General features: G+C 61.3%; 14 protein-coding genes. 7 read left to right on the top strand and 7 right to left on the bottom strand.

Going from position 1 to position 17626, the window contains the following annotated elements; genetic code table 11:
- Positions 1 to 30: 30 nt before the first annotated feature.
- Positions 31 to 861 carry an NADPH-dependent 7-cyano-7-deazaguanine reductase QueF gene (queF, locus tag HX783_RS04210; RefSeq protein ID WP_159954923.1) on the bottom strand — a complete coding sequence of 277 codons (831 nt, stop codon included), beginning with the start codon at positions 859 to 861 and terminating at the stop codon, positions 31 to 33.
- Between the two features lie 66 nt (positions 862 to 927).
- Positions 928 to 1440, bottom strand: a complete 513-nt coding sequence (locus tag HX783_RS04215; protein ID WP_177016070.1) for a plastocyanin/azurin family copper-binding protein — start codon at positions 1438 to 1440, stop codon at positions 928 to 930.
- 156 nt (positions 1441 to 1596) lie between these two features.
- Here HX783_RS04215 and HX783_RS04220 point away from each other — a divergent pair, with 156 nt between their 5' ends.
- Together HX783_RS04220 and HX783_RS04225 are read left to right on the top strand one after the other, a co-directional pair.
- Positions 1597 to 2277: a heavy metal response regulator transcription factor gene (locus HX783_RS04220; protein WP_177016071.1), complete on the top strand. Its 681-nt coding sequence runs from the start codon at positions 1597 to 1599 to the stop codon at positions 2275 to 2277.
- Positions 2274 to 3614, top strand: a complete 1341-nt coding sequence (locus HX783_RS04225; protein ID WP_177016072.1) for a heavy metal sensor histidine kinase — start codon at positions 2274 to 2276, stop codon at positions 3612 to 3614. Before HX783_RS04220 ends, HX783_RS04225 begins: the two co-directional genes overlap by 4 nt.
- Positions 3615 to 3730: 116 nt before the next feature.
- On the opposite strand, the gene HX783_RS04230 is transcribed toward HX783_RS04225, so the two are convergent.
- The 3 genes from HX783_RS04230 to HX783_RS04240 are packed head-to-tail and all read right to left on the bottom strand — an operon-like array spanning position 3731 to position 6977.
- A complete protein-coding gene (locus HX783_RS04230; protein WP_159954919.1) occupies positions 3731 to 4975 on the bottom strand; it encodes a lipoprotein-releasing ABC transporter permease subunit in 1245 nt (414 codons plus the stop codon).
- Positions 4976 to 5035: 60 nt separating this feature from the next.
- Positions 5036 to 5719, bottom strand: a complete 684-nt coding sequence (lolD, locus tag HX783_RS04235; protein WP_164487915.1) for a lipoprotein-releasing ABC transporter ATP-binding protein LolD — start codon at positions 5717 to 5719, stop codon at positions 5036 to 5038.
- Between the two features lie 7 nt (positions 5720 to 5726).
- Positions 5727 to 6977 (bottom strand): lipoprotein-releasing ABC transporter permease subunit, encoded by a 1251-nt coding sequence (locus HX783_RS04240; protein ID WP_177016073.1) that lies wholly within the window; start codon positions 6975 to 6977, stop codon positions 5727 to 5729.
- Between the two features lie 94 nt (positions 6978 to 7071).
- On the opposite strand from HX783_RS04240, the gene HX783_RS04245 reads away from it, so the two are divergent.
- Together HX783_RS04245 and HX783_RS04250 are read left to right on the top strand one after the other, a co-directional pair.
- Positions 7072 to 7656 carry a PilZ domain-containing protein gene (locus tag HX783_RS04245; RefSeq protein ID WP_177016074.1) on the top strand — a complete coding sequence of 195 codons (585 nt, stop codon included), beginning with the start codon at positions 7072 to 7074 and terminating at the stop codon, positions 7654 to 7656.
- Between the two features lie 44 nt (positions 7657 to 7700).
- Positions 7701 to 8423 carry a glycerophosphodiester phosphodiesterase family protein gene (locus HX783_RS04250; RefSeq protein WP_159954916.1) on the top strand — a complete coding sequence of 241 codons (723 nt, stop codon included), beginning with the start codon at positions 7701 to 7703 and terminating at the stop codon, positions 8421 to 8423.
- Between the two features lie 42 nt (positions 8424 to 8465).
- On the opposite strand, the gene sthA is transcribed toward HX783_RS04250, so the two are convergent.
- Entirely contained in the window at positions 8466 to 9860 is a 1395-nt protein-coding gene (gene sthA, locus HX783_RS04255) for a Si-specific NAD(P)(+) transhydrogenase (RefSeq protein WP_005786183.1), read from the bottom strand.
- A gap of 234 nt (positions 9861 to 10094) precedes the next feature.
- On the opposite strand from sthA, the gene HX783_RS04260 reads away from it, so the two are divergent.
- Complete coding sequence (locus HX783_RS04260) at positions 10095 to 10637, top strand: chalcone isomerase family protein (RefSeq protein ID WP_177016075.1); 543 nt, start codon at positions 10095 to 10097, stop codon at positions 10635 to 10637.
- 257 nt (positions 10638 to 10894) lie between these two features.
- Entirely contained in the window at positions 10895 to 12196 is a 1302-nt protein-coding gene (locus HX783_RS04265; protein ID WP_177016076.1) for an MFS transporter, read from the top strand.
- A gap of 169 nt (positions 12197 to 12365) precedes the next feature.
- On the opposite strand, the gene HX783_RS04270 is transcribed toward HX783_RS04265, so the two are convergent.
- A complete protein-coding gene (locus HX783_RS04270; RefSeq protein WP_159954913.1) occupies positions 12366 to 13829 on the bottom strand; it encodes a glyceraldehyde-3-phosphate dehydrogenase in 1464 nt (487 codons plus the stop codon).
- A gap of 340 nt (positions 13830 to 14169) precedes the next feature.
- Here HX783_RS04270 and mfd point away from each other — a divergent pair, with 340 nt between their 5' ends.
- Complete coding sequence (mfd, locus tag HX783_RS04275; protein ID WP_177016077.1) at positions 14170 to 17619, top strand: transcription-repair coupling factor; 3450 nt, start codon at positions 14170 to 14172, stop codon at positions 17617 to 17619.
- The last annotated feature ends 7 nt before the right edge of the window (positions 17620 to 17626 follow it).

Consider the following 17626-nt stretch of genomic DNA (forward strand, 5'->3'; position numbering starts at 1 on the left):
GCCCGCTCCCACATTTATTTTGTGTGAGATTTACTGGCGGGCCAGGCGCAGGTTCTGGAACTGCACAGCCTCAGTGCTGCGATACGGGTTGATATCCAACCCACCCCGGCGCACATACCGCGCATACACCGTCAATTTCTCAGGCTTGAGCAAACGTTGCAGGTCAAGAAAGATCCGCTCCACACACTGCTCATGGAAGTCCGAGTGCTGGCGAAAGCTCACCAGGTATTCCAGCAGGCTGGCGTGATCCAGCGCCGAACCCCGGTACTCCACCGCCACGCTGCCCCAATCCGGCTGGCTGGTGACCGGGCAGTTGGATTTGAGCAGATGGCTGTGCACGCTCTCCTCGACAATGCGCGAGTCATCGCAGCGCAGCAGTTCCGGGCGCGGGTGTTCGTAGTTGCTGACGCTGATATCCAGGTCGTCAATACACACCCCCGGCAGGGCCTGCACACCTTCGGCTTCAACCTCGGCGAGGCTGCGGATGCGCACGCTCACCGGCTTGCCGGCAGCGGCGCTGAGGTCGGTGCGCAACGTCGCTTCCAGGCTGGCCGTGTCGGCAAACGCGGTCTGGTTCAGCGAGTTGAGGTACAGCTTGAAGGACTTGGACTCGATGATGTTCGGCGAGTCGGCCGGGATGCTGAACTCACCGATGGCCACCACTGGCTTGCCCGACGGCAGCAGCCAGGACAGTTCGAAGCAGTTCCAGAAATCCACACCCTGGTAAGGCAGGGTTTCGGCGCTCAGGCCCAGTTCGGCCCACTTGGCGGCGCGAGGGATCGGGAACAGCAACGATGGCGTGTAGGTGGAGATGTATTCACTGGACTTGCCCAGCGGCGAATGTTCGGCTGCGGGATGCATGGCGGAAACCTGGCTAAATAAACCGCGCCAGTCTACCAGCCTTTGCCCCCGCCCTTAAGAATCGCCTCACTCAACGGTCAGCTTGCCGACCATGCCCGCCTGATAATGCCCCGGAATATTGCAGGCAAACTCAAGGCCCGTGGCCTTGGCGAAGGTCCAGGTCAGCTCGGCAGTCTTGCCGGGCTCGACCAATACGCTGTTGGGGTCATCATGCTTCATCGCGCCATGGCCCATGGCGCTGTGGTCCATGTTGCCCATGCCGGTTGCGGTGAGCATGCCGCTGGCCTGCATCTTAAGCATTTCTTTCTGGTGTTCGGCGTGCATCGCCGCATCGCCCAGGTTGAACTCGTGGAGCAACTGGCCTTTGTTGACCAACACAAAGCGCACAGTCTCACCGGCTTTTACGTCCAACGACTTGGGCGAAAAGGAAATGTCCTGCAGCACCACTTCCACGGTGCGCGTGGCTTTATCGGCCGCTGCCGGCTGGCCGAAGGCGAACGTGTGGGCCGCGTCAGCCAGCGCATCAAAGCTCAGCGCCAACAGGCAACCCGCCAATATCAGAGGTGTACGCAACGCCATGTCGATTCTCCAAAAGTCTGTGAACAGCTTGGCCAGCACTCTAAGATGGCGCCGCTGCCAGCCAGCTGACTGCTAGATTACAACTTTGTCAGGTTGCGCCCCTGCCCTGGCACCCACGGTATAAAGCCCGTTGCTCCCCGCTGCCAAGAGTCGCCCATGAAACTGCTGATCGTCGAAGACCAACCGAAAACCGGCCATTACCTGCGCCAGGGCCTGACTGAGGCTGGCTTTACCACCGAATTAGTGGCCGACGGCACTACCGGGCAGCACTTGGCGTTGACCGGTGATTACGACCTGCTGATCCTCGACGTGATGCTCCCCGGCCGCGACGGCTGGCAGATCCTGCAAGCCGTGCGCAGCGCCGGCCTGGACATCCCGGTGCTGTTCCTGACGGCCCGTGATGCAGTGGAAGATCGCGTACACGGCCTGGAACTGGGCGCCGACGATTACCTGGTCAAGCCCTTCGCCTTTTCCGAACTATTGGCCCGGGTGCGCAGCCTGTTGCGCCGTGGCAGCAGCGCACCGCAAGAAACCGCGCTGCAATTGGCCGACCTGCGCCTGGACCTGATCCGCCGCCGCGTCGAACGCGACGGCCAGCGCATCGACCTCACCGCCAAGGAGTTTTCCCTGCTCGAACTGCTGCTGCGCCGTCAGGGCGAGGTGCTGCCCAAGTCGCTGATCGCCTCACAGGTGTGGGACATGAACTTCGACAGTGACACCAACATCATCGAAGTGGCGATCCGCCGTTTGCGCCTCAAAGTCGACGACAACTTCCCCAACAAACTGATCCACACCGTGCGCGGCATGGGGTATGTGCTGGAGGAACGCCTCAATTGATCAAGCGCCTGTCTCTGGCCAGCCGTCTGGCGCTATTGTTTGCCGCGTGTACGGCGGTGGTTTCGCTGCTTGCCGGTGTGCTGTTCAACCATGCCAGCGAGGCGCACTTTATCGAGTTGGATCAGCAGCAACTCGACGGCCAACTGGTGGCGCTGCGCAGCACGCTGCAGGGTGTCGACTCGCCGCAACTGTTCGCGCAACGTGAAGCGCAACTGCGCGCCGAGCTCAATCGCCAACCCGAATTGGCGTTACGCATCACCGCGCACGGCCAGCGCTGGTTTGACGCTGCGCCGGGCGTCAATCTGCCCGAAGCGCCGGGCCTGCACAGCCTGCAAAACGCGGGCACCGACTACCGCGTGTACAACGCGCCGTTGGTCGAAGGCCAACCCGGCTCGCCCCATCTGACGCTGATGCTCGACATCACCCATCACCAACATTTCCTGCAACGCATGCAGCATTTGATCTGGCTGACCGTCGGCCTCTCGGCCCTGGCCACCGCACTGCTCGGCGCCTGGGCTGCGCGCAGTGGCTTGCGACCGTTGCGGCGCATGGGCGAAGTGGCCGCCAGCGTGTCGGCGCATTCGCTCACTCAACGTCTACCCCAGCAGCACATGCCGGTGGAGCTGGCCGAACTGGCCCAGGCCTTCAACGCCATGCTCGGGCGCCTGGACGACGCATTCCAGCGTCTCTCGGCCTTCTCCGCCGACATTGCCCACGAACTGCGCACGCCGCTGTCGAACCTGCTGACCCACACCCAAGTGATCCTCACCCAGCCGCGCCCGCTGGAGGATTACCGCGAGGCGCTGCACAGCAACCTCGAAGAGCTGCAATGGATGGCGCAGTTGGTGAACGACATGTTGTACCTGGCCAAGGCCGACCACGGTTTGCTGATGCCCAAGCGCGAAGCCTTGGCGCTGGAAAATGATGTGGACGCGCTGCTGGAGTTCTTCACGTTGCTGGCGGAAGACGCCCAGGTCAGCCTGGTGCGCGAGGGCACGGCGCATACGTCGGGCGATCGCGGCATGTTGCGCCGGGCGCTGTCGAATTTGCTCGATAATGCGCTGAGGTTTACCCCGCCAGGAGGTGAAGTGCGGGTGCGACTGGAAGACGGCGTGAAACTTTCAGTGGAAAACACCGGGGAAGGTATCCCGGCGGCGTTGCTACCCAGGCTGTTTGATCGGTTCTACCGGGCCGACCCGGCGCGCCGTGAAGGCAGCAGCGAGCATGCGGGGCTGGGGTTGGCGATTACCCAGTCGATTGTGCGGGCGCATGGGGGGAGGATTTATTGTGAGTCTGGGGCGGGGTGGACGCGGTTTGTGATTGAGTTGCCTGCCTGATCGCTGATCGTCCCCACGCTCCGCGTGGGAATGCAGCCCGTGACGCTCCGCGTCACCAAGAGCGGACGCAGAGCGCCCAGTGAGGCGTTCCCACGCAGAGCGTGGGAACGATCAAGTCAGGAATACCTGAGGGCATGCGCCGGCTCAATCTTCGCCGCCCGATACGCCGGGTAGATCGTCGCCAAAAAGCTCAACACAAACCCGGCCGTGCAAATCAGCAGCACATCGCCGCCCTGCAGTTCCGAAGGCAGGTTACTGACGAAATACACGTCCGAACTGAAGATATGCTGCCCGCTCACGCGCTCCAGCCAGCCCACCAGCTCACTCACGTTCAGCGCCGCGATCACGCCCAGCACGCCGCCGATCAGGGTGCCGACAACGCCGATCACCGTGCCTTGCACCATAAAGATCGCCATGATCTGCCGTGGCGTGGCGCCGATAGTGCGCAGGATCGCGATGTCAGCGCCCTTGTCGTTCACCACCATGATCAAGGTGGCGATGATGTTGAACGCGGCGACGGCGACGATCATCAGCAACAGCAGGCCGATCATGGTCTTTTCCATCTTCATCGCGCTGAACAGGCTGCCCTGGGTGTGGGTCCAGTCGTCCGGCTTGTAGGCCGTGCCCAGGCTGGCGGCGATATCCGCCGATACCTTGGGCGCTGCGTACAGGTCTTTCACCGCCAGGCGCACGCTTTGCACCTGGTTGGGCTGCCAATGCTGTATCTCGGCGGCGTCGGCCATGTTGATCAGGGCCATCGAGCCATCCAGTTCGGCGCCAACCTTGAAGATACCGACCACGTTCAAACGCTGCATGCGTGGGGTGATGCCGCCCGGTGCGCTGCTGATTTCCGGCACGATCAGGGTCAGCTTGTCGCCCACGTTCAGGCGGAAACGCCGTGCGGTGATGTCGCCGATGACCACGCCGAATTCGCCGGCTTTCAGGTCTTCCAGTTTGCCACGCACGATGTGCTGGGCCACGATCGAGACCTTGCCTTCCTGGGCCGGGTCGACACCGCTGATTTCGATCGGCTGCATCGCGCCCTTGTAGGAGAACATGCCGTCCATCTGCGTGAACGGCACCGCAGCGGTGACTTGCGGGTTCTTCATCGCCGCAGCGGCCACGGGCTGCCAGTCGTCAATCGGGTTCACGCCGACGATGGTGGCGTGAGGCACCATGCCGAGGATGCGCGAGCTCATCTCACGCTGAAAGCCGTTCATCACCGACAGCACCACGATCATCGCCAGCACGCCCAGGGCGAGGCCGATCATCGAGGTCATCGAGATAAACGAAACAAAACGGTTGCGGCGCTTGGCGCGGGTATAGCGCGTGCCGATGAAAATCGATAACGGTCTGAACATTCGCGGGCACCGTTTAAAAAAATGAAAAAGCCCAGCACCAGGCGCCGGGCTTGAAACGGGTCAGATGGCGACCAAGTGACCTTCCTGCAGGTGCAGCACACGGTCCATCTGGCGGGCCATGCTCATGTCATGGGTGACCACCAGGAACGCGGTGCGCATCTGGGTGCTCAGTTCCAGCATCAAGTCCTTGATGCCCTGGGCGGTGTGGGAGTCGAGGTTGCCGGTGGGCTCGTCGAGCATCACCAGGCCTGGGTTGTTGACCAGGGCACGGGCGATGGCCACACGCTGGCGCTCGCCACCGGACAGTTCGGCCGGTTTGTGCTCCAGGCGATGGCCGAGGCCGACGCGTTCCAGCAACGCCTTGGCACGCTGGCGCGCTTGCGGGATCGCGGTTTTGCCGATCAGCAGCGGCATGCACACGTTTTCCAGCGCGGTGAATTCCGGCAGCAAGTGGTGGAACTGGTACACAAAGCCCAACGAGCGGTTACGCAGTTGGCCACGCGCCTTCTCACCGAGGGCCGAAAGTTCTTCACCCGCCAGCCACACGCTGCCCTGGGACGGCGTATCCAGGCCGCCCAACAGGTTGAGCAAGGTACTTTTGCCGGAACCGGAACTGCCGACGATCGCCACGCGCTCGCCAGGATGAAGTTCAAGCTGCAGGTTGGACAGCACCACCACGGACTCCGGGCCTTCCTCGTAGGATTTGCCCAGGTTGCGGCAGCTCAAGATTGCTTTTTCACTCATGCCCGATTCACTCATAACGTAAGGCCTGTGCTGGCTGGGTACGTGCCGCGCGCCAGGCTGGATACAGGGTGGCAAGGAAACTCAGGAGCAACGCAGCGCCGCCCACCATCAACACGTCCTGGGCCTGAACCTGGGACGGCAAGTAGTCGATGAAGTAGACGTCGGCGTTGAGAAACTTGTGGCCGATGACTTTTTCCAGCGCGGCGATGGCGGCGCTTACATTCAGCGCGGCGAGGATGCCGACGGCGGTACCGATCAAGGTGCCGACAACGCCGATCACGGTGCCCTGCACCATGAAGATCGCCATGATCTGCCCCGGCGTGGCGCCCAGGGTACGCAGGATGGCGATATCGCCCTTCTTGTCGTTCACCACCATCACCAGCGTAGAAATGATGTTGAAGGCGGCGACGGCGACAATCAGCAGCAACAGCAGGCCGATCATGGCTTTTTCCATGCGGATGGCCTGGTAGAGGTTGCCGTGGGTGCGGGTCCAGTCGCGGGCGTAGTACTGGGATTCACCCAGGTGCTGGGCGATTTCCCACGCGGTACGCGGCGCGTCGAACAGGTCGCTGAACTTGAGGCGCAGGCCCTGCACCTGATCCGGCTTCCAGCGATGCAGGCGGGCCAGGTCGGTGAGGTTGGTCAGGCCAAGGTAGCCGTCGATCTCGCCGGCGCCGACGTGGAAGGTGCCGACCACGGTAAAGCGCTTCATGCGCGGGAACATGCCGGCCGGGGTCACGGTGACTTCCGGCGCGACGAAGGTCAGCCTGTCGCCGACGCCCACGCCGAGCTTGGCCGCGGCCTTGTCACCGATCACGATGCCGAAACTGCCGGGCGCCAGATCGTCGAGTTTGCCCTGCAGCATGAACTTGTCGATGATCGAGACGTTGCGTTCCTGGGCCGGATCGATGCCATTGAGCAGGATTTTCTGCACCTTGCCGTCGTTGGTCAGCAGCCCCTGCATCTGGGTAAACGGCGCAACGGCCACCACCTTGGGGTTCTGCTTGACCTTGTCGGCCAGGCTCGGCCAGTCGCTGATAGGCGAATCGCCCTCGATGGTCGCGTGGGGCACCATGCCCAGCACGCGGGTGCGCATCTCATGATCGAAGCCGTTCATCACCGACAGCACCACGATCATCACGACCACGCCCAAGGCGAGCCCGATAATCGAGGTCAAGGAAATGAACGACACAAAATGATTGCGACGCTTTGCACGGGTATAACGCGTGCCGATAAATACGAAGAGAGGTCTGAACATGTCGGGGCTTGTTCGGAGGAAAAGAAGACGTCCCGGTGGCGGGGTCAGGTAAGCAGCTTTACACTCAGACCATTACCGCTACTTTGGGTTCGCCATGTCGACATTAGATGAAGAAGAACGCCGCGAATACTACCGTATCGACGACATGATCGCACTTCAAATCAGCACCCTCTCCGCCCCCGAAGCGGCGAGCAAGGAAGTGTTGCTGGATGATTCGCCGCTATTCAATCTGCTCAGCGAATTGCACCTCAGCGAATTCGAAGCCCAGCACCTGCTGCGCCAGATCAACGAGAAGGATCGCAGCCTCGCCGCCTTCCTCAAAGTCCAGAACAAACGCATGGACCTGCTCAGCCAGATCATGGCGCGCGGCCTGCTCGATGAGGTCGGTGCGCCGCAGCCGGTAATCCTGTCCGAAGGCGGTATCGACTTCCAGCACCCAACGCCGCTGGCGCCCGACACACACCTGGCAGTCAAGCTGGTATTGATGCCCCAGGCGCTCGGCTTGCTGCTGCGTGCCCGCGTGACGCATTGCGATGCCAAGGGCGACGGTTTTGATGTGGGCACGGAATTCGAGTCCATGACCGACGCCCAACGCCAATTGCTGGCGCGCTACATCCTGCAGAAACAAGCCCAGGAACGACGCCTGGCGCGGGAACAGAGCGACGCCCAAGACACCTGAATTTCGTATGACCCCGCCGGGCTATCTGGCGCAAAGGAGCAACTGTGACCCTGATTTACGGCCACCGCGGTGCCAAAGGCGAAGCACCGGAAAACACCCTGACCAGCTTCCAGGAATGCCTCAAGCACGGTGTACGCCGCTGCGAACTGGATTTGCACCTGTCCATGGACGGCGAGTTGATGGTGATCCACGACCCGACCCTGAAACGCACCACCGACCGGCGCGGCAAAGTCGTCGAGTACTCGGCGGCCGACCTGGTGAAGATGGACGCGCGCAAAGGCGGCCCGGGTTGGGTACAGCCGTGCCCGATCCCACGCCTGGAAGAGCTGTTCGAAAAATGCGACTTCGACCACTGGCAACTGGAAGTCAAAAGCGCTTCGCGCACCCGCGCCGCAACGACCGTGCTGGCAATCCGTGAGATGGCTGTGCGTCATGGCCTGATGGACAAGGTCACAGTGACCTCAAGTTCGCGGGAGGTGTTGAAAGCGGCGGTGGAACTCACCCCGGACCTGTCACGCGGCCTGGTCGCCGAATACGCCTGGCTCGACCCGCTGAAGGTCGCGCAGAACTACGGCTGTGAATACCTGGCATTGAACTGGACGCTGTGCACCCCCGAGCGTCTGGAAAAAGCCCAGCGCCAGGGTTTGCACGTGTCCGTGTGGACGGTCAACGAACCCGCGCTGATGCGCAGGCTCGCCGACTTCGGCGTAGATAGCCTGATTACAGACTTTCCCGGTTTGGCCACTGCCACCCTCGAGAATTACTGAAATCGGTCTCCCCGGCCGGCTCAGGCCACCGGCCGGAGCCGCTCAAAAAAGCCGGTTGAGGCCGTCGTAGGCCGCGACCCGATAGGCTTCGGCCATGGTCGGGTAGTTGAACGTGGTGTTCACAAAATACTTCAGGGTATTTTGCTCGCCCGGCTGGTTCATGATGGCCTGGCCGATGTGCACGATCTCCGAGGCCTGGTAGCCGAAGCAATGCACGCCGAGGACTTCCAGAGTCTCGCGGTGGAACAGAATCTTCAGCATGCCTTGCGGCTCACCGGCGATCTGCGCACGCGCCATGCTCTTGAAGAACGCCTTGCCGACTTCGTAAGGCACCTTGGCCTTGGTCAGTTCGTGCTCGTTCTTGCCGATCGAGCTGATCTCCGGAATCGTGTAGATGCCGGTCGGCACGTCGTTCACATAACGCCAGCTGCCGTTGTCAACAATGCTGCCCGCCGCCGAACGGCCCTGGTCATGCGCGGCACTCGCCAGGCTTGGCCAGCCGATCACGTCACCGGCGCCGTAGATGTTGGTCACGCAGGTGCGGTAGTTTTCGTCGACTTCGATCTGGCCACGGCTGTTGACCTTGACGCCGATGTTTTCCATGCCCAGTTTGTCGGTGTTGCCGGTACGGCCGTTGCACCACAGCAAGGCGTCGGCCTTGATCTTCTTGCCGGACTTGAGGTGCAGGATCACACCGTTGTCCAGGCCTTCGACGCGCTCGTACTCTTCGTTGTGACGCACGGTGATGTTGTTGTTGCTGAAGTGGTAGCTCAACGCCTGGGAAATTTCCGAGTCGAGGAAGCTCAGCAACTGGTCACGGTTATCCACCAGCTCAACCAATACACCCAGGCCGCTGAAGATCGAGGCGTATTCACAGCCGATTACGCCGGCGCCGTAGATGATCAGTTTGCGCGGGGTGTGACCCAGGCTCAGGATGGTGTCGCTATCGTAGATGCGCGGGTGGTGGAAATCGATATCGGCCGGGCGATACGGGCGCGAACCGGTGGCGATGATGATGTGCTTGGCCACCAGCTTCTCGACCACGCCGTTGGCGCAGACCACTTCGACGGTTTGCTCGTCGGCAAAGCTGCCGGTGCCGAAGAACAGGTCGACGCGGTTGCGGGCGTAGTAGCCGGTACGCGAGGCGACTTGCTTGGAGATAACTTTTTCGGCGCTTTTCAACACGTCCGGGAACGAGAACCAGCGCGGCTCACCAATGGCCCGGAACATCGGGTTGGTGTTGAACTGCATGATCTGGCGCACCGAGTGACGCAAGGCCTTGGACGGGATGGTCCCCAGGTGGGTGCAGTTACCGCCGACTTGGCGACGGCTATCGACCATCGCCACCTTGCGCCCCGCTTTGGCGGCGTTCATCGCCGCACCTTCTCCAGCCGGGCCGGAACCCAGTACCACCACGTCGTAGTTGTAGACAGCCATGCGTACTCCTCAGAACAGGCCAGGCGTACGGTTGGACGCCTGGCTAAATCATGCCGCGGCCAGCGGGCATGAAGGACAATTTGGCTCAAGTGTGTGAGCCGGGGCACAGTCTATATAAGGCTCAACGCCGCGAACATTAACCCTTGGTCGCGTCGTAGGCCAGTCTTGCCTTTACTACAGAAGCAGGAAACTGGCATTACACTACTGACACGCACCTTTGCAGGACGAGCCATTATGCGGCATGTGGTTTTCTGTTTAATGATGATTTTTTCGGTTGCAGTGCTGGCCAGTGAGGCTGATCGGCTCAAGCAGGCCGATTTCCCCGCGCAGTCCCATGAACTGGCGCTGAAAAACCAGGCGGTGCTGGTCTATCTCTGGGCCGATGTGTATGCCGCCGCGCTGTACGCACCGGCTGACATGCGCGCGAAACAGGCGTGGGACCAGCAGAAGGATTTGCGCCTGACGCTGTATTACTTTCGCGACATCGACCGTAGCGATGTGATCAAGGCCGCCACCACCGCCCTGGAACGCCAGCAAACCAGCGCCGCCCTGGCCCGTTTGAACCCGGAACTGGATCGACTGCATGCCAGTTTCCGCGATATCCGCAGCGGCGATCGTTACGCTCTGGACTTTCGCCCTGGGCGCGGCTTGAACTTGGAGATCAACGACAAGGTGGTGTTCAGCAGCCGCGATGAGGAATTAGCGAAAGCCTATCTCGGTATCTGGCTGGCGCCGAAGGGCTTGTCGGATAGCTTGCGCAACTCCCTCTTGAATTAAACCCAAATCCCCTGTGGGAGCGGGCTTGCTCGCGAATGCGGTGTATCAGTCAACATATGAGTAGCTGACACACCGTCTTCGCGAGCAAGCCCGCTCCCACATTGAATCTTTCATTGTTCTCAGCGCCTGCGCATTTAGTCAGCTAGCTATCAGTTTCTATTGCGGGTAGTGGCCAATACACATATGGTTACAAAAGCGCAGCAAGGACGAGTGATGACCAGGGATCACTAATAAGATAGCCAAAATGAGTGAATGACATGTCCACTTCTACGGGCAAAGGCAGGGCGATTTTTCGCGTTGTCAGCGGTAACTTCCTCGAGATGTTCGACTTCATGGTCTATGGCTTCTACGCCACGGCCATCGCCAAAACCTTCTTTCCCACCGACAGCGCCTTTGCTTCCTTGATGCTGTCCCTGGCGACCTTCGGCGCCGGCTTCCTGATGCGTCCTCTAGGCGCGATTTTCCTCGGTGCCTACATCGACCGTCATGGTCGTAAGAAAGGCCTGGTCATCACCCTGGCCTTGATGGCTGCCGGCACGGTCTTGATCGCCTGCGTGCCCGGTTACGCGACCCTGGGCGTCGCGGCGCCGCTGCTGGTGCTGTTGGGTCGTCTGTTGCAAGGTTTCTCTGCCGGCGTCGAGCTTGGCGGTGTGTCGGTGTACCTGGCGGAAATCGCCACACCGGGCCGCAAGGGCTTCTTCGTCAGTTGGCAGTCCGCCAGCCAACAGGCCGCCGTGGTGTTCGCCGGTTTGCTTGGCGTGGGCCTGAACCACTGGCTCAGCCCGGAAGAAATGGGTGACTGGGGCTGGCGCGTGCCGTTCCTGATCGGTTGCCTGATCGTGCCGGTGATCTTCGTGATTCGCCGCTCGCTCGAAGAAACCCCTGAGTTCCAGGCGCGTAAACATCGCCCTACCCTGCAGGAAATCGTACGCTCGATCGGTCAGAACTTCGGCATCGTCATCGCCGGCATGGCACTGGTGGTGATGACCACCGTGTCCTTCTACCTGATCACCGCCTACACCCCGACCTTCGGTAAAGCCGAACTGCACCTGTCCGATTTCGACGCGTTGCTGGTGACCGTGTGCGTGGGCATCTCCAACTTCATCTGGCTGCCGGTGATGGGCGCGGTGTCCGACAAGATCGGGCGTAAACCGCTACTGCTCGGTGCGACGATTCTGGCGATTCTCACCGCGTATCCGGCGTTGTCGTGGCTGGTGGCGAACCCGAGCTTCAGCCATTTGCTGATGGTGCTGTTGTGGCTGTCGCTCCTGTACGGCTCGTACAACGGCGCGATGGTGGTGGCGCTCACCGAGATCATGCCGGTGGAAGTGCGTACTACCGGTTTCTCACTGGCCTACAGCCTGGCGACGGCGACGTTTGGCGGGTTTACGCCGGCGGCCTGTACCTATCTGATTCATGTGCTGGATAACAAGGCGGCGCCGGGGATTTGGCTCAGCGGGGCGGCGATTCTGGGGTTGATTGCTACTTTGGTGCTGTTCAAGGGCAATCGGCATGAACTGCGCACTGCGCAGGCCTCAGTGGTTGGTGGTGCCCGATAGATCGCTATCGCAGCTAAGCCAGCTCCCACATTTAACCGCGTACAGCCTGAAGAAATGCGGTCGAATGTGGGAGCGGGCTTGCTCGCGAAGAGGCCCTAACACTCACCCCAAAAACAGCAGCCATAAAAAAGCCCCGAACCAGTCGGGGCTTTTTATTTACCGCTAAGGCTTAGCGCGGGAACGCAGGCGGGTTAACCCCGGCCATGTCTTCCATCACACGAACCACCTGGCAGCTGTAACCGAACTCGTTGTCGTACCAAACGTACAGTACAACGCGGTTGTCCTGGGTAATGGTCGCCTCGGCGTCCACCACACCGGCGTGGCGCGAGCCCACGAAGTCGGTGGACACCACTTCCTGCGAGTTAACGAAGTCGATCTGCTTATGCAGGTCGGAGTGCAGCGCCATGTAGCGCAGGTACTCGTTCATTTCTTCGCGGGTGGCGGCTTTCTCAAGGTTCAGGTTGAGAATAGCCATCGACACGTTTGGCGTCGGCACACGGATCGCGTTACCGGTCAGCTTGCCGGCCAGCTCAGGCAGGGCCTTGGCAGCAGCGGTAGCAGCACCGGTCTCGGTGATGACCATGTTCAACGCGGCGCTACGGCCACGGCGATCGCCCTTGTGGAAGTTGTCGATCAGGTTCTGGTCGTTGGTGTACGAGTGAACCGTTTCAACGTGACCGTTAACGATGCCGAACTTGTCATTCACAGCCTTCAGCACCGGCACGATGGCGTTGGTGGTGCAGGACGCGGCGGACACGATCTTGTCGTCAGCGGTGATTTCGCCGTGGTTGATGCCGTGAACGATGTTCTTCAGCTTGCCCTTGCCAGGCGCAGTCAGCACAACACGGTCGATACCCGGGCAGGCCAGGTGCTGGCCCAGGCCCTCGGCATCACGCCATACGCCGGTGTTGTCCACCAGCAGGGCGTCCTTGATGCCGTACTGGGTGTAATCCACCTCAGTCGGGTTCTTCGCGTAGATCACCTGGATCAGGTTACCGTTGGCGGTGATGGTGTTGTTTTCTTCGTCGATGACGATGGTGCCGTTGAACGGGCCGTGTACCGAGTCGCGGCGCAGCAGGCTGGCGCGTTTGGTCAGGTCGTTCTCGGCGCCTTTGCGCACCACGATGGCACGCAGGCGCAGGCCGTCGCCGCCACCGGTTTTTTCGATCAGGATGCGCGCCAGCAGGCGGCCGATACGACCGAAGCCGTAGAGCACAACGTCGGTGCCTTTGCGGGCAGCGGCGTTTTGCTGGCCCACCACATCGGCCATCTCTTCACGCACGAACTGCTCGGCGCTGCGGCCGGCACCTTCTTTGCGGAATTTGTAAGCCAGCTTGCCCAGGTCTACCGAGGCCGCGCCGAGCTTGAGCTCGCTCATGGCTTTAAGCAGAGGGAATGTTTCGTGGACGGAGAGTTCGCTGTCGTCGGCGGAGCGATGGCGAGCAAAGCGGTGGGCTTTGAGAATCGCGATGACTGATTGGTTGATCAGGCTGCGGCCATAGATCGAGCTCACCACATTGTTATTGCGGTACAGCTGACCGATAAGCGGAATCATCGCTTCAGCGAGTGCTTCACGGTCGATCCATTCACCAAGACACTGGTCGGGCTTCTGAGTCACGGGAACCTTCCACATGTAGGGGCAGAAAAAAGGGGCTACATTATGTCGTCCGACCGCACGTTGAGCAATGCGCCAACCCCAACAAAAAGCACTTGCAAAAAAATACCACCCCGCTACAAGCCAGGAAACACGCGGGTTCCAGAAGGCCACTAGTTGAGCGACGACGCCGACTTGTCCGTAACCCTCCGAAACATCCGCACAAAATGGCACTACATATTGAGTCAAAACACGCCATTGTTTGTCTTAGCCACTACATTTCCTACAAACCGTAATAGGCTCAGTCAGCAACTGACAGGCGGCACCTCGGGCCGTTACAATTACCGACTTTGTCGCAACGCTTGGAGCTCAACCTTCCGTGCCCGTTCTGCGTCTACCGCTTCTCCCTGCCGCGGCAGGTAAACAGCACTGGGGCAACCTGCCCGGTGCCGCCCTCAGCCTGGCGATTGCCGAGGCTGCCAGCGCAGCCAAGCGCTTTACCCTGCTGCTCACCGCCGACAGCCAAAGCGCCGAGCGGCTGGAGCAGGAGCTGAGCTTCTTCGCCCCCGATTTGCCGGTGCTGCATTTTCCCGACTGGGAAACCCTGCCCTACGACCTGTTCTCGCCGCACCAGGACATCATTTCCCAGCGCATCGCCAGCCTCTACCGCTTGCCGGAACTGGCTCATGGCGTGCTGGTGGTGCCGATCACCACGGCCTTGCATCGCCTGGCGCCGACCAAGTTCCTGCTGGGCAGCAGCCTGGTGCTGGATATCGGCCAGAAGCTCGATGTGGAACAGATGCGCACGCGCCTGGAAGCCAGTGGCTACCGCTGCGTCGACACGGTGTACGAACACGGCGAGTTCGCCGTGCGCGGGGCGTTGATCGACCTGTTCCCGATGGGCAGCAAGTTGCCGTACCGCATCGACCTGTTCGACGACGAAATCGAAACCCTGCGCACCTTCGACCCGGAGAACCAGCGCTCGATTGATAAAGTCGAGTCGATCAAGCTGCTGCCGGCGCGGGAATTCCCGCTGCAAAAAGACGCGGTCACGCGCTTCAAGGCACGCTTTCGCGAACGCTTCGACGTCGACTTCCGCCGCTGCCCGATCTTTCAGGATTTGAGCAGCGGGATTACACCGGCGGGTATCGAGTACTACCTGCCGCTGTTCTTCGACGAAACCTCCACGCTGTTCGACTACCTGCCGCAAGACACCCAAGTGTTCTCGCTGCCAGGCATCGAGCAAGCGGCGGAAAACTTCTGGAACGACGTGCGCAACCGCTATGAAGAGCGCCGCGTCGATCCATCGCGGCCTTTATTGCCGCCTGCCGAGCTGTTCCTGCCGGTGGAAGACTGCTTCGCCCGCTTGAAAAACTGGCCGCGCGTGGTCGCCAGCCAACAGGACGTGGACGCCGGCAGCGGCCGCGAGCGCTTCCCGGCCGGCACGCTGCCGGACCTGGCGATCCAGGCCAAGGCCACGCAGCCGCTGGAAGCGTTGTCCAACTTCCTCGGCGACTTCCCCGGCCGCGTGCTGTTTACCGCCGAATCCGCCGGCCGTCGCGAAGTGCTGCTGGAGTTGCTGGAACGCCTGAAGCTGCGCCCGAAAACCGTCGACAGCTGGCCGGATTTCGTAAAAAGCAAAGAGCGCCTGGCGATCACCATCGCGCCGCTCGACGAAGGTTTGCTGCTGGATGACCCGGCCTTGGCGCTGATCGCCGAGAGCCCGCTGTTCGGCCAGCGTGTGATGCAGCGCCGTCGCCGTGAAAAACGCGCCGACGCCAATAACGACGCGGTGATCAAAAACCTCACCGAGCTGCGCGAAGGCGCGCCGGTGGTGCATATCGACCACGGTGTGGGCCGCTACCTGGGCCTGCAAACCCTGGAAATCGACAACCAGGCCGCCGAATTCCTCACCATGGAATACGCCGAGGGCGCCAAGCTTTACGTGCCCGTGGCCAGCCTGCACCTGATCGCGCGCTACACCGGCAGCGACGACGCCCTGGCGCCGTTGCACCGCCTGGGCTCCGAGACCTGGCAGAAGGCCAAGCGCAAAGCCGCCGAACAGGTGCGCGATGTGGCCGCCGAATTGCTCGACATCTATGCCCGTCGCGCGGCCCGCGAGGGTTATGCCTTCGCCGACCCGAAAGCCGACTACGCCACCTTCAGCGCCGGTTTTGCCTTCGAAGAAACCCCGGACCAGCAAACCACCATCGAAGCCGTGCGCGCCGACATGCTCGCGCCCAAGCCGATGGACCGCCTGGTGTGTGGCGACGTGGGCTTCGGCAAAACCGAAGTGGCCATGCGCGCCGCCTTCATTGCCGTGCACGGTGGCAAGCAAGTGGCGATTCTGGTGCCCACCACCCTGCTCGCCCAGCAGCACTACAACAGCTTCCGCGACCGCTTCGCCGACTGGCCGGTGACCGTGGAGGTGATGAGCCGCTTCAAGTCCGCCAAGGAAGTGAATGCCGCCGTCGCCGACCTGGCCGAAGGCAAGATCGATATCGTGATCGGCACGCACAAGCTGCTGTCGGACGACGTGAAGATCAAGAACCTGGGCCTGGTGATCATCGACGAAGAACACCGCTTTGGCGTGCGCCAGAAAGAACAGCTCAAGGCGCTGCGCAGCGAAGTCGATATCCTCACGCTCACCGCCACGCCGATTCCGCGTACGCTGAACATGGCCGTGTCGGGCATGCGTGACCTGTCGATCATCGCCACGCCGCCAGCGCGGCGCTTGTCGGTGCGCACCTTCGTGATGGAGCAAAACAAAAGCACGGTCAAAGAGGCACTGCTGCGCGAACTGCTGCGCGGCGGCCAGGTGTATTACCTGCACAACGACGTGAAGACCATCGAGAAATGCGCCGCCGACCTCGCCGAGCTGGTGCCGGAAGCGCGTATCGCCATCGGCCACGGGCAGATGCGCGAGCGCGAACTCGAACAGGTGATGAGCGATTTCTACCACAAGCGCTTCAACGTGCTGATCGCCTCGACCATCATCGAGACCGGCATCGACGTGCCGAGCGCCAACACCATTATTATCGAGCGCGCCGACAAGTTCGGCCTTGCGCAGCTGCACCAATTGCGCGGCCGGGTCGGGCGCAGTCACCACCAGGCCTATGCCTACTTGCTGACGCCTCCGCGCCAGCAGATTACCGGCGACGCTGAAAAGCGCCTGGAAGCCATCGCCAACACCCAAGACCTCGGTGCCGGTTTTGTCCTGGCCACCAACGACCTGGAAATCCGTGGCGCCGGCGAACTGCTCGGCGACGGCCAGAGCGGGCAGATCCAGGCGGTGGGTTTCACCCTGTATATGGAGATGCTCGAGCGCGCGGTAAAAGCCATCCGCAAAGGCGAACAACCAAACCTTGATCAACCCTTGGGCGGCGGCCCGGAAATCAACCTGCGCTTGCCGGCGTTGATTCCCGAAGACTACCTGCCGGATGTGCACGCGCGGTTGATCCTGTACAAGCGCATCGCCTCGGCCACCGACGAAGAAGGCCTCAAGGACCTGCAAGTCGAAATGATCGACCGTTTCGGTCTGTTGCCCGAACCGACCAAGAACCTGGTGCGCCTGACTCTGCTCAAATTGCAGGCCGAGCAGCTGGGCATCAAGAAGGTCGACGCCGGGCCGCAGGGCGGGCGCATCGAGTTCGAAGCGCAAACGCCGGTGGACCCACTGGTGCTGATCAAGCTGATTCAGGGCCAGCCCAACCGCTACAAGTTCGAAGGGGCTACGCTGTTCAAATTCATGGTGCCGATGGAACGCGCCGAAGAACGCTTTAATACATTAGAGGCGCTATTTGAGCGCCTCATCCCGAAATCAGCTTGAAGGACGC

Source organism: Pseudomonas sp. D2002, from assembly GCF_013385735.1.
In the GTDB taxonomy this organism is placed as follows: domain Bacteria; phylum Pseudomonadota; class Gammaproteobacteria; order Pseudomonadales; family Pseudomonadaceae; genus Aquipseudomonas.

What these genes read in the sequence shown, in the direction of transcription:
- queF (WP_159954923.1), bottom strand. Translation starts at nt 861, where the DNA reads ATGCATCCCGCAGCCGAACATTCGCCGCTGGGCAAGTCCAGTGAATAC.
- HX783_RS04215 (WP_177016070.1), bottom strand. Translation starts at nt 1,440, where the DNA reads ATGGCGTTGCGTACACCTCTGATATTGGCGGGTTGCCTGTTGGCGCTG.
- HX783_RS04220 (WP_177016071.1), top strand. Translation starts at nt 1,597, where the DNA reads ATGAAACTGCTGATCGTCGAAGACCAACCGAAAACCGGCCATTACCTG.
- HX783_RS04230 (WP_159954919.1), bottom strand. Translation starts at nt 4,975, where the DNA reads ATGTTCAGACCGTTATCGATTTTCATCGGCACGCGCTATACCCGCGCC.
- lolD (WP_164487915.1), bottom strand. Translation starts at nt 5,719, where the DNA reads ATGAGTGAAAAAGCAATCTTGAGCTGCCGCAACCTGGGCAAATCCTAC.
- HX783_RS04240 (WP_177016073.1), bottom strand. Translation starts at nt 6,977, where the DNA reads ATGTTCAGACCTCTCTTCGTATTTATCGGCACGCGTTATACCCGTGCA.
- HX783_RS04245 (WP_177016074.1), top strand. Translation starts at nt 7,072, where the DNA reads ATGTCGACATTAGATGAAGAAGAACGCCGCGAATACTACCGTATCGAC.
- sthA (WP_005786183.1), bottom strand. Translation starts at nt 9,860, where the DNA reads ATGGCTGTCTACAACTACGACGTGGTGGTACTGGGTTCCGGCCCGGCT.
- HX783_RS04260 (WP_177016075.1), top strand. Translation starts at nt 10,095, where the DNA reads ATGCGGCATGTGGTTTTCTGTTTAATGATGATTTTTTCGGTTGCAGTG.
- HX783_RS04265 (WP_177016076.1), top strand. Translation starts at nt 10,895, where the DNA reads ATGTCCACTTCTACGGGCAAAGGCAGGGCGATTTTTCGCGTTGTCAGC.
- HX783_RS04270 (WP_159954913.1), bottom strand. Translation starts at nt 13,829, where the DNA reads ATGTGGAAGGTTCCCGTGACTCAGAAGCCCGACCAGTGTCTTGGTGAA.